Source organism: Microvirga medicaginis (assembly GCF_052658925.1).
Genome location: NZ_JBQWEL010000013.1, coordinates 40,176 through 54,044, shown reverse-complemented (window position 1 = coordinate 54,044; position 13,869 = coordinate 40,176). Strand labels below are relative to the sequence as shown.

Here is a 13,869-nt window from a genome sequence, read left to right as displayed (position 1 = left end):
TTCTCGCTGCGCCCTCTCCTTGCCGTATCAGCGGAACGTTTCGGTCTTACCGGCCCCAGCGAAGCACCAGCGGATCGAGGCGGCGGGCAATCTCGATGAGGCCCTTGCGCGTTTCGGGGTGAAGCGGCTGAAGCGGATGGCGGACGGCATCGGACTTGATCACGCCGCCCTCCTTCATGAGCGCCTTGGCGGCGGATAACCCGCACTGGCGATTCTCGTGGTTGATGAGAGGAAGCCAGCGCTCGTAAGCCGCAGCCGCTTCCTCGCGGTTTCCGGCAAAGTACGGGTCGATGATCTTGCGGATGCCGTCGGGATAACCACCGCCCGTCATGGCGCCTGTAGCGCCCGCATCGAGATCGGCCATGAGGGTGATCGCCTCCTCACCATCCCAAGGGCCTTCGATGGCCTCTCCACCCAGCGCGATGAGTTCGCGCAGCTTATTGGCGGTGCCGGCCACCTCGATCTTGAAATAGGAGACGTTGGCGATCTCCTTCGCCATCCGCGCGAGAAAGGCGGGCGACATGGAGGTGCCCGCCATGGGGGCGTCCTGGATCATGATCGGGATGCTGATGGCATCCGATACCCGGCGGAAGTACTCGTAGATGCCCGGCTCCGAGACGCGCAGCGTCGCACCGAAGAAGGGTGGCATGATCATCACCATCGCGGCTCCGGCCTCCTGCGCCCGCTTCGAGCGGTCGGCGCAGATCTCGGTTGAGAAATGGCTCGTGGTGACAATGACGGGCACACGTCCTGCGACATGGTCGAGAACGGTGTGCATCACGGTATCCCGTTCGGCATCGGTGAGCAGGAACTGCTCGGAGAAATTGGCGAGGATGCAGATGCCGTCGGAGCCGGCATCGATCATGAAGTCGATGGCCCGCTTCTGGCCATCAAGGTCGAGCTGGCCATTGTCGCTGAAGATGGTCGGAGCGACCGGATACACGCCGCGATAAGGGCGGACTGAAGACCTTCCAAGCGAAGACATGTTTTCTCCCTGAAATCTCGTCTCTTTAAAATCGATGTTAGTGGTTGTCGCGTGGGACGGGTGATCCGGTTTTCCCGACGAGGAAGTCGAGATCCGCGCCCTTGTCCGCCTGCATCACATGATCGACGTACATTTTCACATAGCCACGGGTAGCATGCGGCTCCGGTGCGATCCAGGCGGCGCGACGGCGTTCCAATTCCTCGGCCTCCACATGGAGGTGGAGGCTGCGGGCTGCCACGTCGAGGGTGATCAGGTCGCCGTTCTGGACGAGCGCCAGCGGACCGCCGGCTGCGGCTTCGGGGGCGACATGCAGAACCACCGTGCCGTAAGCCGTGCCGGACATGCGGGCATCCGAGATGCGGATCATGTCGCGCACGCCCTTTCTCAGCAGCTTCTGGGGCAAGGGCATGTTGCCGACCTCGGCCATCCCGGGATAGCCTCTCGGCCCGCAGTTTTTCAGCACCATGACGCAGGTCTCGTCGATATCGAGACTGTCATCGTCGATGCGGTGGTGCAGGTCCTCGATCGTTTCGAACACCACGGCGCGGCCCGTATGCTTCATGAGTTCAGGAGAGGCCGCAGACGGTTTGATGACCGCCCCATTGGGTGCCAGATTCCCCCGCAGGATCGCGATGCCAGCTTCCGGCTTGAAGGGCTCCTCGAAGGTGGTGATCACCTCGCGGTTCCAGCAGGGGGCATCCTTCACGTTTTCCCAGATCGGCTTGCCGTTCGCGGTCAGGGCATCCTTGTGAAGAAGGCCCTTCTCGCCCAGCGTCCGTAGAACCACCGGCAGGCCGCCTGCGTAATAGAAGTCTTCCATGAGGAAGCGGCCCGACGGCATCAGGTCGACAAGGCAATGAACGTCTCGGCCAAGACGGTCGAAGTCGTCGAGCGTGAGCTCGATCCCGGCGCGCCCAGCCATGGCAAGAAGATGGACGACGGCATTGGTCGACCCGCCGATGGCGGCGAGGGTGCGGATGGCGTTCTCGAAAGCCTGGCGGGTCAGCAGCTTCGAGAGAACGAGGTCCTCGTTCACCATCTCGACGATGCGGCGGCCTGCCATGCGGGCGAGATGATTGCGGCGCGCGTCTGCTGCCGGGATTGCGGCATTCTCCGGCAGGCCGACCCCGAGCGCTTCCACCATGGACGCCATGGTCGAACCGGTGCCCATGGTCATGCAGTGACCTGCCGAGCGATTCATCGCGCCTTCGGCCTCGTGGAATTCCTTCAGGGTGATCTCACCCGCGCGCAGCTGCTCGCTCATGGAAATGATGTTGGTGCCCGAGCCGATGTACTTGCCACGGTAGACTCCACGCAGCTGCGGGCCGCCCGAAACGCCGATGGTCGGAAGGTCCGCGGAGGCTGCGCCCATCAGCAGGGCAGGGGTGGTCTTGTCGCAGCCCATGAGCAGCACGACACCATCGAGCGGATGGGCGCGGATGGCCTCCTCCACGTCCATGGCTGCGAGATTCCGGAAGAGCATGGCGGTCGGGCGCATCGTCACCTCGCCGAGCGAGGAGACAGGAAACTCCAACGGGAAGCCGCCCGCATCCAGCACGCCGTATTTCACATGCTCTGCAATGGTGCGGAAATGCGCGTTGCAAGGCGTCAGCTCGGACCAGGTGTTGCAGATGCCGATGACCGGACGTCCCTCGAACTGGTCCTGCGGGAAGCCGCTGTTCTTCAGGAATGAGCGGTAATAAAATCCCATCTTATCCTGACGACCGAACCAAGCCTGGCTTCGCAGCTGGCGTTTCTTGTCTTCGCTCACTTTTCTTAATCCTTAAATCCTAGTGGTGCCGCCGCAGAAAGAAGGCGGCCTGCAGCCGAAATCGAGCCGCCGCTATCCGCTCTTCATATAATATGATAAATAGATGGCTGTTAAGGCTGCTAAAGTCGAAAGCTGCGGAGATCAACGGAAAGGAGCGGAACCTTGTCATTTTCGGGCGGCAAGCGGGCGCACATTCTCTTTGAAAAGAGCTAAGGGCTACTGCTAAGCCAGGACTATGACCGGCGTATTCTGCTCGTCGTTATCATTCTCTGGAGGGCTGCTGTGGCCCGCGCTGATACAAATTAGGTAGGGGTTGAGAGCTTCATCATGGTTTTGGCAAACGATCTCCAGAAGCCTGCAAGAACGCGGTCGGCCCACGATCTCGTTGCCCACGGCATCGGCCAGAACATCATGAGGGGACGCTTTCCGGTCGGCAGCATACTGCCAGGCGACGCCGAACTGATGGAGCTGTTCGGGGTCTCCCGCACGGCTCTTCGGGAGGCCTTGAAGACCTTGGCCGCGAAAGGCCTCATCGAGTCCAAGACCAAGGTCGGCACGAAGGTTTTGGACCGCAACAACTGGAATATGTTCGATGCCGACATTCTCGAATGGCATCTCGAGATGGGCGTCGATGCCCAGTTCCTTGGTTGGCTGTTTGAAATCCGGCAGACACTGGAACCCTTCGCCTGCGCCACGGCCGCTCTGAGGCGGACCCCGAAGCAGCTGGAGCACATGCTAAAAGCACTGCAGGCCATGTATGGCTGCGCCACCAATCGCCAGGGTTTCACCAAGGCGGACTTGGCCTTCCACCAGGCCATTCTCGAAGCCTCGGGCAATCCTTTCCTGCAGTCCATCGGGTCTGTGATCGGCGCGGCGCTTGCCACCTCCTTTACGATCAGCTCTCCCGTCTCGAGCGATGCCCGCTTCGAGGAGGTGATGAAGCAGCATCAGACCGTGTTCGACGCCATTGAGCAGCAGAACCCGTCGGCTGCCAGCGCGGCGATGTCCTCTCTGATCATGCAGGCGGCCGAGCGTGTCCGAATCAAACACGGCGAAGCTGCCTTGGCGGCCATCCCGACGCATGCCTTCTCAGGTACCTGAAACCTGCCGGCTTAAGGGCTTGGAGCCTCTCGAAAATGCAAGAGGTCTACTTCTCTACAGCAAAATAGTATTATAGTATTATTGGGCGATTGGGCGCGTGACTTTTAGATTTGGATCGCCTGATATGCGAGCTGCAAGGGCTCCTGAAGAAGGGCCCTGTGTGCCGCTGGTGCTCGGGCAACGCTGCCCCATACGGGTGAGCGTGAGCTGCCTGGGCCTGCTGCGTGGGAACTCTAGATATGAGCCGGCACAGCCATGGACCGCCCGGCCATAGGATCAAAAAGGGAGAACGACCTTGAGGACATTAACGACTGCATTGGCAGCGCTGGCTCTCGGAGCGACAAGCCTGCTCACTCCGGCCCTGGCCCAGGACAAGGGCACCGTTGGCGTGGCGATGCCCACGAAGTCGTCCGCGCGCTGGATCGATGATGGCAACAACATGGTCAAGGTACTGAAAGAGAAAGGCTATAACGTCGATCTCCAGTACGCTGAGGACGACATTCCGAACCAGCTCGCCCAGATCGAGAACATGATCACGAAGGGCGCGAAGGTTCTCGTGATCGCCTCCATCGACGGCACGACGCTTTCCGACGCGTTGCAGCAGGCTGCCGACAAGGGGATCAAGGTCATTGCCTATGATCGACTGATCCGCAACTCCAAGAACGTCGACTACTATGCCACGTTCGACAACTTCCAGGTCGGTGTGCTCCAGGGTGGCTATATCGAGAAGGCGCTTGGCCTGAAGGAAGGCAAGGGGCCCTTCAACATCGAGCTCTTCGGCGGCTCGCCGGACGACAATAACGCCTACTTCTTCTACAACGGCGCCATGTCGGTGCTCGAGCCGTACATCAAGAGCGGCAAGCTCGTGGTTGCCAGCGGCCAGACGGGGATGGACAAGGTTTCGACCCTGCGTTGGGACGGTGCCGTCGCCCAGGCGCGTATGGATAACCTGCTCAGCGCCTACTACACCAACAAGCGTGTCGACGCTGTTCTGTCGCCGTATGACGGGCTCAGCATCGGCATCATCTCGTCGCTGAAGGGTGTCGGCTACGGCACGCCGAAGCAGCCCATGCCGGTCATCACCGGTCAGGACGCCGAGGTTCCCTCCATCAAGTCGATCCTCGCCAAGGAGCAGACCTCCACGGTGTTCAAGGATACCCGCGAGCTCGCCAAGGTTACGGCAAACATGGTCGATGCCGTTCTGTCGGGCAAGCAGCCTGAGGTGAACGACACCAAGACCTATGAGAACGGCGTGAAGGTCGTTCCCGCTTACCTGCTGAAGCCGGTGAGCGTCGATGCCTCGAACTGGAAGGAAGTTCTGGTCGGCAGCGGCTACTACAAGGAAGACCAGTTCAAGTAAGCTCTTGAACCGGAAACGGGCCCTGCGTACCCGCGCGGGGTCCTTGCTCTTCTGAAAGGGCGTGGGGCCCGTTTCTTGAGTTGCCTGAGGTTTAAGCGATGAATGCGATCCTTGAGATGCGAGGGATCTCCAAGACGTTTCCGGGCGTAAAAGCGCTCGACAACGTCAACATCACCGTCAAGGCCGGTGAAATCCATGCGCTTGTTGGAGAGAACGGCGCGGGAAAATCGACTTTGATGAAGGTCCTAAGCGGCGTGTACCCGCACGGCTCCTATTCCGGCGAGATCGTCTATGAAGGTCAGGAGCGGCGCTTCAAGGGGATCGCGGACAGCGAAGAACTCGGCATCATCATCATTCACCAGGAGCTGGCTCTGGTGCCGCTCCTGTCGATTGCGGAAAACATCTTTCTCGGGAACGAGCAGGCCAAGTTCGGTGTGATCGACTGGTCGGCGGTTTTTTCGCGCACCAAGGCGTTGCTCAAGATCGTAGGGCTCAATGAATCCCCGGAAACGCTCGTCACCAATATCGGTGTCGGCAAGCAGCAGCTTGTCGAGATCGCCAAGGCCTTGTCCAAGAAGGTCAAGCTGCTGATCCTGGACGAGCCGACGGCGAGCTTGAACGAGAAGGATAGCGATGCGCTCCTGAACCTGCTTTTGCAGTTCAAGGCGCAGGGGATCTCGTCGATCCTGATTTCCCATAAGCTCAACGAGATTACGAAAGTTGCGGATTCCATCACGGTCCTTCGCGACGGCAGCACTGTCGAGACTCTGGATTGCCACGCCGGGGAAATCAGCGAGGACCGGATCATTCGCGGCATGGTCGGCCGCACCATGGAAGACCGCTACCCGAAGCGTGAGTCCCAGATCGGGGAGATCATGTTCCAGGTCGAGAACTGGTCGGCCCATCATCCGCTCCATTCGAACGTGCAGGTCGTCAAGAACGTCAACGTGAACATTCGCCGCGGCGAGATCGTCGGCATTGCAGGTCTTATGGGGGCAGGGCGAACCGAGTTCGCCATGAGCCTCTTCGGTCGCAGCTATGGCCAGAACATCTCGGGCCGCGTCCTGTTGCATGGTGAGGAGATCGACGTCAGCACGGTGGAAAAAGCCGTCGCGAACGGCATTGCCTACGCCACTGAGGATCGCAAGACCTATGGCTTGGTTCTCGAGGAGGACATTCGCAAGAATATCTCCCTGGCAAACCTCAAGGGTGTCGCTAAAAATCTTGTCATCGACGACATTCGCGAGCTTGCGGTTGCCAATGACTACCGCACCAAGATGCGGATCCGCTCGCCCAACGTGTTCCAGGAAACGGTGAACCTGTCGGGCGGCAATCAACAGAAGGTCGTCTTGAGCAAATGGCTCTTCTCCGATCCGGAGATCCTCATTCTGGACGAGCCGACCCGTGGCATCGACGTGGGTGCCAAATACGAAATTTACACGATCATCAACGGCCTGGCGGATGCCGGCAAAGGCGTCCTCATGATCTCCTCCGAGATGCCGGAACTGCTCGGAATGTGCGATCGGATCTACGTGATGAACGAGGGCTCTCTGATCGCCGAACTCGACGTCGCCGAGGCCTCACAGGAAAAAATCATGCACGCTATCGTCAAGTCGGGGAGACGCTGAGATGGATACGAGAACGGCTGACGAGCTTCACGTTCCCCAGCAAAAGACGTCGTGGCTGGAGTTCATCAAGACCCACTTCCGCGACTACGGCATGTTGCTTGCGCTCCTTGTGATCATGCTGTTCTTTCAGGTCACGACGGACGGTACCCTGCTGCGGCCGCTCAATCTTACGAACCTGGTTCTGCAGAACAGCTATATCGTCATCATGGCGCTCGGCATGCTGCTGGTGATCGTGGCCGGGCATATCGACCTGTCGGTCGGCTCCATTGTCGGCTTTGTCGGCGGGTTGGCTGCCATGATGATGGTGAAGTGGGGCTTCGACCCCGTGACGACCACCATCGCCTGCTTAATCGTGGGTGGCCTGATCGGCGCGGCTCAGGGCTATTGGGTGGCCTATTTCAAGGTGCCGTCCTTCATCGTCACGCTCGCTGGCATGCTCGTGTTCAAGGGGCTGACTTTGGCTCTTCTCGGCGGCATGTCCGTCGGTCCGTTCCCGGTCGTCTTCCAGCGCCTGAGCTCCGGCTTCATTCCCGATTTCTTCGGCGGCGAAGGGTTCAATTACACCTCGCTCTTCATCGGCGTCGCGAGCGTCGTCGCTATCGTCTATTTCAGCATTCGCAGCCGTGCGAATCAGATGAAGCACGATGTGGAGACCGCGCCTTTCGGCCTGTTCGTGGCCAAGAACGTGCTTCTCGCTCTGCTCGTGGTTGCGTTCTGCTATCTGATGGCGACCTATCGCGGCCTGCCGAACGTGCTGGTCATCATGGCGGTGCTGATCATCCTTTATGCCTTCGTGACCAATCGCACGACGATCGGACGGCGTATCTACGCGCTGGGTGGCAACGAGAAGGCGGCGCGGCTCTCGGGCATCAAGACCGAGCGCCTGACCTTCCTGACCTTCGTGAACATGGGCGTGCTCGCTGGTCTTGCCGGTCTCATCTTCGCAGCGCGCCTCAACACAGCGACACCCAAGGCCGGTCTCGGATTCGAGCTTGACGTGATCGCGGCCGTCTTCATCGGTGGCGCCTCCGCCACAGGCGGTGTCGGCAAGGTCACGGGTGCGGTGATCGGCGCCTTCGTCATGGGTGTCATGAATAACGGCATGTCGATTCTTGGCATCGGAATCGACTATCAGCAGGTCATCAAGGGCCTGGTGCTGCTCGCAGCCGTATCCCTCGACGTATATAATCGAAAGAAGTAACACGGGAGCCCTCGCTTCTTGGCGGGAGCTCAAGCCCTGAAAGGCGCAGCTTAGCCTCCTTGCCTGTCAGCGGGCAGGGTATACTTGAGCCTGCATACGGAACGGAGAAATGCTGATGACGAAGAATTACATTGCGGGTGAGTGGGTCGGCGCGTCCGAAGCGAGCCCGAACCTCAATCCGTCCAACACCAATGACGTGATCGGCGAGTTCGCCCGCGCCTCGGCGGCCGAGGCTGAGGCCGCCATCGACGCGGCCTATGCGGCGTTCCCGGCCTGGTCCCATTCCACCATCCAGCAGCGTCACGATATCCTCAAAGCCGTGGGCGATGAGATCCTCGCGCGCAAGGAGGAGCTCGGCCGTCTGCTCTCCCGCGAAGAGGGCAAGACCCTGCCGGAGGGCATCGGCGAGGTGACCCGCGCCGGCCAGATCTTCCAATTCTTCGCCGGCGAGTGCCTGCGTCTGGCCGGCGACAAGGTGCCGTCCGTGCGTCCGGCCATCGATGTCGAGATCACCCGTGAGCCGGTAGGCGTGGTTGGCCTCATCACCCCCTGGAACTTCCCTATCGCCATTCCGGCCTGGAAGATTGCGCCGGCGCTCGCCTACGGCAACACGGTGGTGTTCAAGCCGGCCGAGCTGGTGCCGGCCTCCGCGCATGCTCTGTCCGAGATCATCATTCGTGCCGGCGTGCCGGCCGGCGTGTTCAACCTGGTGATGGGCAAGGGCTCGGTGGTCGGCGAAGCGATGCTGCAGAGCCCCAAGGTCTCAGCCATCTCCTTTACCGGTTCGGTGCCGACCGGGCGTAGGATCGCTCAGACCTGCATCTCGGTCGACCCGATGAAGAAGATTCAGCTCGAGATGGGCGGCAAGAACCCGATGATCGTGCTCGACGACGCCGACCTGAAGGTTGCGGTCGAATGCGCCATCAACAGCGCGTTCTTCTCCACCGGCCAGCGCTGCACGGCCTCCTCACGCCTGATCGTGACGGCGGGCATCCATGATCGCTTCGTGGCTGCGATGCAGGAGAGGATGCAGGGACTGGTGATTGATGACGCGCTGAAAAGCGGCACGCATATCGGCCCGGTGGTGGATCAGAGCCAGCTCGACCAAGATCTCAAGTATATCAAGATCGGTCAGGAGGAGGGCGCCAAGCTTGCGGCGGGTGGTGAACTCCTGAAGCGCGATGCGCCCGGCTTCTACCTGTCGCCGGCTCTGTTCACGGAAGTGGACAATAAGATGCGCGTGGCGCGCGAGGAAATCTTCGGTCCCGTGGCCACTGTCATTCGGGCGAAGGACTACGACGAGGCGCTCGACCTTGCCAACGACACGCCATTCGGCCTGTCCTCGGGTATCTGCACCACCAGCCTGAAATATGCCGGCCACTTCAAGCGCCATGCGGAAGCCGGCATGGTGATGGTGAACCTGCCGACGGCGGGCGTGGATTACCATGTGCCGTTCGGCGGCCGGAAGGGGTCGTCCTATGGTCCGCGCGAGCAGGGCCGCTACGCGCAGGAGTTCTACACCACGGTGAAGACAGCCTACGTCTTCGACGGTAACGGACCCTACGTGCCCAAGACCAAGGGCAGCGAGTAAGCCAAAGATCCTAGTATCTTGGCGTTGCAGGGCATGAGCTCTGCAACGCCAAGACTGTCTCAGACGAAACGAGAGTTCCATGACCCAGACGATTTACGGCTCCTTGAAGGGCAAGACGATCCTCATCACCGGCGGCGCCAGCGGCATCGGCGAGAGCATCGTGCGGTCCTTCCATGCTCAAGGCAGCAAGGTCGCTATCCTCGACTACAATGCCGAAGCCGGCGAGGCCCTGGCGAAGGAACTCGGAGAGCGGGTTCATTTCGAGCATAACGACGTGCGCGACATCCCGGCTCTTCAGGCCGCAATCCGCCGCGCCAGCGAAAGGCTCGGCCCTGTCACCGTTCTCGTCAACAACGCCGCCCGCGATGATCGTCACACCATCGATCAGGTGACCCCGGAATACTGGCGCGAGCGCTTCGCCACCAATCTCGACCATCAGTTCTTTGCCGCTCAGGCCGTGCTGACGGATATGGAAAAGGCGGGTGGCGGCTCGATCATCAACATGGGCTCGACCAGCTACATGGTGAGTGACGATTCCTTCGCTGCCTACAAGACCGCCAAATCGGCCGTGGTCGGCCTCACGCGCGCCTTGGCCCGTGAGCTGGGCTCCAAGAACATCCGCGTGAACTGCATCGTGCCGGGTTGGATCATGACCCAGCGCCAGATCGACCTTTGGCTCACGCCTGAAGGCGAGAAGGAGCTGCTGAAGCGCCAGTGCGTGAAGCGCAAGCTCGTGCCGCAGGACATCGCCAACTTTGCCCTGTTCCTCGGCTCGGACGATTCAAGTGCCATGTCGGCCCAGACCTACCTGGTCGACGGCGGCTGGGTCTAAGACAGGAAGCTCTGATCTCATTGTCAAAAAGGCCGGCTGTTTGCCGGCCTTTTTCGGGAAGGCGTCTGCCCTCTAAGCGACAAGCTTACGATAGAGATACCAAGTCATATAACTGGGCACGGACGGCAAGGGAATTTGAGCCCAGGAGCCCGCTTGTCGGATCTTCGCATCGACAGGGTTGGTGCCGAAGGCCACGACCCGCACGAGGACCTTCCTGGCCCCAGAGCCGGGCGCTCCGGCTCCTGCGGCTTGAATGCGTCCGGGCCGCCAAACTGAGTGATCACCATCGCGCGCATGCCGCGTTCCTCTGCGTATCGGATGCTTTGCGGTCTCCGTAGGGTATGGAGGCGCCGTTCAGAGCACGCGTCCCGGGTTGAGGATCCCTTCCGGATCGAGGGTCTGCTTGATCTTGGCCATCAGGGCGAGCTCGGGCTCGGTGCGGCTTCGATTAAGATAGGGCCGCTTGATGCGCCCAATGCCGTGCTCGGCCGAGATCGAGCCGCCGAGGCTTGAGACCATGTCATAGACGAGATTCTGAACGCCTTTCTTGGTGTCGCTCGTCATGTCCTTGAGGGCCACGTTGATATGGATGTTGCTGTCGGCCACATGACCGAACACGACCCAGACCGCGTCCGGATATTGCCGGGGCATCTCTTGGCGCAGATGGTCCAGCGCCTCCTTCATGCGGTCAAGAGGCACGCTGACGTCGAAGCGAATTTCCTCCGGCAGGAAGCGGCCGTATTCGTAAGGCGTTTCCCGATAGCCCCAGAAGCGGTTGCGGTCAGCCCGCGATTGGGCGACGACGGCATCCTTGATGAGCTCCTGCTCGTAGAAGTCGCCCAAAAGGGTGGAGAAGGCTTCGCTTCCTGCGGGCTCTTCCCCCATATCGGCCTCGATCAGAAGCGTCAGGTCGTGCTCTTCCTCGAATGCGGGCGGCAGACCGCAGATTCGTGTCGCGACCGTCATAAATTCCCGCCACATGGCCTCGAAGACGAGCAGCCGTCCCGGGTAGGATTGCTGGAACCTGCGCAATACCGCAAGGGCATCATCGAAGCTGCTGACGGCGCACAGCGCCGTTTGCATGCCTTGAGGCTTCGGATGAAGGCCGATCACGACGCGGGTGATGACACCCAGGGTTCCCTCGCTGCCGATGAAGAGTTGCGTCCAGTCGTACCCGGCGTTGTTCTTCAACATTTTGTTGAGCGAGCGGACGACGGTGCCATCCGCGAGCACTGCCTCCAAACCGAGCGTATTGCGCCGGGCCATGCCGTAGCGCAGTACCTGATTGCCGCCTGCATTCGTGGCGATATTGCCACCGATCGTGCAGCTGCCACGCGCCCCGAGATCAATGCCACAGAGAAAACCCGCATCCTCGGCAGCCTGCTGCACAATCGCGAGAGGGGTGCCTGCGAGAGCCGTCAGTGTGGCGCTGGCCGGATCGATCTCCTCGATTCCGGTCATGCGCTCAAGCGACAACGCAATCTCGCCGCTTTGGGGGTGAGCGCCGCCTGCAAGGCCCGTCAAACCGCCCTGGGTCACCACGGGCTGGCGATGCCCGTGGCAGATCCGCAGCGCCGTCGCGACATCTTCCGTGGTCTGCGGAAGGATCAGGGCCTGCGGGGCAATGGGCTGCAAACCGCTTGCATCGGTATGGTTGCGGGTGGGGATGTCGGTCCCGAGACGAACCTGAGGTCCGAGGGCGGTGACGAGAGCTTCAATTACATTGCTCATTGAATTCACGTTTTGAAACTGCGGAGAGGGCAATCGGGCAGGGCACGATCAGGCGGCGTCGGTCATACGCACGATGGCATCCGGCCGTTTCCAGAGATCCGGCAATAGTTCAAGTCCGAGACCCGGCTTCATGTTCACTGTCACTTCTCCCTTGGAGACTGTCGGCAGCTCCGTCACGAGCTCGGTATACCAGCCTGTATAGAACGCGCGGACGCTTTCCTGGATGAGCGCGTTGCGGGCATGCAGCGAGAAATGGCACGAGGCGGCATAGACAACCGGGCCTGTGCAATCGTGAGGGGCAACCGGGACATGCCACGCTTCAGCCAAGGCTGCGATCTTCCGGGCTTCCGTGAGGCCACCGCACCAGGACAGGTCGAGCATGGCAACGCCTGCAACGCCGGTTTCGAGATACTCACGGAAGGCATGTGTATAGGACAATGTCTCCGAGGCGCAGACCCACGCCTTCGAGTGCTGCGCGTACTCCTTCAGGTCGCCGATATTGTCGAGACGGAAGGGATCCTCGTGCCAATAGGTGTTGAACTCCGCAAGAGCGCCGGCCAGTTTCTTGGCCATCGGCAGGCTCCAAAGAGAATGGAACTCCACCATGATATCCATCTTGTCGCCGACGGCCTTGCGGATCTTGGCAAAGGGTTCGAGCGCAGTTCGTAGCTCGTCAGGGGAAATGTCATAGCCCTGGCTGCGCTCCGCTGCGACGTCGAACGGCCAGATCTTCATTCCGGTGATGCCTTGCTCCAGCAGCGAGTGGGCCAGATCGTCGGCATGATGCAGAAAGGCTTCGAGATCCTCGTAGTCGCCCTCTGCCTGTCCAATGCCCCAGTTCGCGACTTTTTGAGCGCGGCTGTCGCGAATGTATCGATAACCGGCACAGGTGTTGTATACCCGGATCCTGTCGCGCGAGCGGCCGCCGAGCATGTCGCAGATGGGCCTGCCATGCGCCTTGCCGAAGATGTCCCACAGCGCGATATCGATGGCCGAGTTGCCGCGCGTTTCAACTCCCGCGGAACGCCAACCGAGATAGTTCTGAAGATCGCGATTGATGCCTTCGATCTGGAGCGGATCGCGGCCGATCAGCTTTGCCGCAACGGTTTCGTGAATATACGCTTCCACCGCAGCAGCTCCCATGAAGGTTTCTCCGAGGCCGATAAGTCCTTCGTCTGTGTGGAGGCGAACCCAGATAATGTTCGCGAATTCCTGAAGCCGGATGGTTTCGACGCGGATGATCTTCATGGGATCCTCTTATGGCTAAGCCTCTAGATCGTGGCCTGTGGGCAGAAGTGAGTTGCTGCCCATTCGTTGTGCAATCCATATGCATGCAGCCTTCATGATATCCACTGACGAGGGGAAGGCAGTCAGGTAGCCATAAGTATAATATGAAACAAAGAAACGCTTCGTGTTGCTCGCATGGCGGCCCTTGTTCCATTGCCAGCAAGAGGATTGCCGGAGAGAAGAGGGTGAAAGCTCCTGTGGAAGTCTTACTCTAGAGATCCTTGCGTAAGATGCGCTCATCTGCTCAAGATGCGCTCGACAGACTGATGCTTGGGCACGGGAACAACTTCGCTGGGGGGCTGACTTGATTAATCAGCCTTGGCGAACAGAATAATGGCGAACCGGCAAAGCAGGTGGAGGAAATGTGAACAGAGTTGGGGCC

10 protein-coding genes are annotated in these 13,869 nt (G+C 60.3%); 6 read left to right on the top strand and 4 right to left on the bottom strand.

Annotated elements, in window-relative coordinates; translation table 11 throughout:
• Nucleotides 1-46: 46 nt before the first annotated feature.
• Both ACUXUR_RS16820 and ACUXUR_RS16815 read right to left on the bottom strand, forming a co-directional pair.
• Nucleotides 47-985, bottom strand: a complete 939-nt coding sequence (locus tag ACUXUR_RS16820) for a dihydrodipicolinate synthase family protein (RefSeq protein WP_445503502.1) — start codon at nucleotides 983-985, stop codon at nucleotides 47-49.
• A 37-nt stretch (nucleotides 986-1,022) separates the two neighbouring features.
• On the bottom strand, nucleotides 1,023-2,756 hold the full coding sequence (locus tag ACUXUR_RS16815) for an IlvD/Edd family dehydratase (protein ID WP_445503501.1): 1,734 nt from the start codon (nucleotides 2,754-2,756) through the stop codon (nucleotides 1,023-1,025).
• 327 nt (nucleotides 2,757-3,083) lie between these two features.
• Here ACUXUR_RS16815 and ACUXUR_RS16810 point away from each other — a divergent pair, with 327 nt between their 5' ends.
• The 6 genes from ACUXUR_RS16810 (at nucleotide 3,084) to ACUXUR_RS16785 (ending at nucleotide 10,469) form a co-directional block, all read left to right on the top strand.
• Nucleotides 3,084-3,857 (top strand): FadR/GntR family transcriptional regulator, encoded by a 774-nt coding sequence (locus ACUXUR_RS16810; protein WP_445503500.1) that lies wholly within the window; start codon nucleotides 3,084-3,086, stop codon nucleotides 3,855-3,857.
• A 295-nt stretch (nucleotides 3,858-4,152) separates the two neighbouring features.
• On the top strand, nucleotides 4,153-5,217 hold the full coding sequence (gene chvE, locus ACUXUR_RS16805; protein WP_445503499.1) for a multiple monosaccharide ABC transporter substrate-binding protein: 1,065 nt from the start codon (nucleotides 4,153-4,155) through the stop codon (nucleotides 5,215-5,217).
• 98 nt (nucleotides 5,218-5,315) lie between these two features.
• Nucleotides 5,316-6,845 carry a multiple monosaccharide ABC transporter ATP-binding protein gene (mmsA, locus tag ACUXUR_RS16800; protein ID WP_445503498.1) on the top strand — a complete coding sequence of 510 codons (1,530 nt, stop codon included), beginning with the start codon at nucleotides 5,316-5,318 and terminating at the stop codon, nucleotides 6,843-6,845.
• A gap of 55 nt (nucleotides 6,846-6,900) precedes the next feature.
• Nucleotides 6,901-8,046: a multiple monosaccharide ABC transporter permease gene (mmsB, locus tag ACUXUR_RS16795; RefSeq protein ID WP_445503580.1), complete on the top strand. Its 1,146-nt coding sequence runs from the start codon at nucleotides 6,901-6,903 to the stop codon at nucleotides 8,044-8,046.
• A gap of 109 nt (nucleotides 8,047-8,155) precedes the next feature.
• Nucleotides 8,156-9,637 (top strand): aldehyde dehydrogenase family protein, encoded by a 1,482-nt coding sequence (locus ACUXUR_RS16790; RefSeq protein ID WP_445503497.1) that lies wholly within the window; start codon nucleotides 8,156-8,158, stop codon nucleotides 9,635-9,637.
• Between the two features lie 79 nt (nucleotides 9,638-9,716).
• On the top strand, nucleotides 9,717-10,469 hold the full coding sequence (locus tag ACUXUR_RS16785; protein WP_445503496.1) for an SDR family NAD(P)-dependent oxidoreductase: 753 nt from the start codon (nucleotides 9,717-9,719) through the stop codon (nucleotides 10,467-10,469).
• A gap of 354 nt (nucleotides 10,470-10,823) precedes the next feature.
• Here ACUXUR_RS16785 and ACUXUR_RS16780 read toward each other — a convergent pair whose 3' ends face one another.
• Nucleotides 10,824-12,200 (bottom strand): FAD-binding oxidoreductase, encoded by a 1,377-nt coding sequence (locus ACUXUR_RS16780; RefSeq protein WP_445503495.1) that lies wholly within the window; start codon nucleotides 12,198-12,200, stop codon nucleotides 10,824-10,826.
• 48 nt (nucleotides 12,201-12,248) lie between these two features.
• Nucleotides 12,249-13,448 (bottom strand): mandelate racemase/muconate lactonizing enzyme family protein, encoded by a 1,200-nt coding sequence (locus ACUXUR_RS16775; RefSeq protein WP_445503494.1) that lies wholly within the window; start codon nucleotides 13,446-13,448, stop codon nucleotides 12,249-12,251.
• Nucleotides 13,449-13,869: the final 421 nt, after the last annotated feature.

Coding starts and splice junctions, on each gene's coding strand:
- ACUXUR_RS16820 (WP_445503502.1), bottom strand. CDS start 985: ATGTCTTCGCTTGGAAGGTCTTCAGTCCGCCCTTATCGCGGCGTGTAT.
- ACUXUR_RS16810 (WP_445503500.1), top strand. CDS start 3,084: ATGGTTTTGGCAAACGATCTCCAGAAGCCTGCAAGAACGCGGTCGGCC.
- mmsA (WP_445503498.1), top strand. CDS start 5,316: ATGAATGCGATCCTTGAGATGCGAGGGATCTCCAAGACGTTTCCGGGC.
- ACUXUR_RS16790 (WP_445503497.1), top strand. CDS start 8,156: ATGCTGATGACGAAGAATTACATTGCGGGTGAGTGGGTCGGCGCGTCC.
- ACUXUR_RS16785 (WP_445503496.1), top strand. CDS start 9,717: ATGACCCAGACGATTTACGGCTCCTTGAAGGGCAAGACGATCCTCATC.
- ACUXUR_RS16780 (WP_445503495.1), bottom strand. CDS start 12,200: ATGAGCAATGTAATTGAAGCTCTCGTCACCGCCCTCGGACCTCAGGTT.
- ACUXUR_RS16775 (WP_445503494.1), bottom strand. CDS start 13,448: ATGAAGATCATCCGCGTCGAAACCATCCGGCTTCAGGAATTCGCGAAC.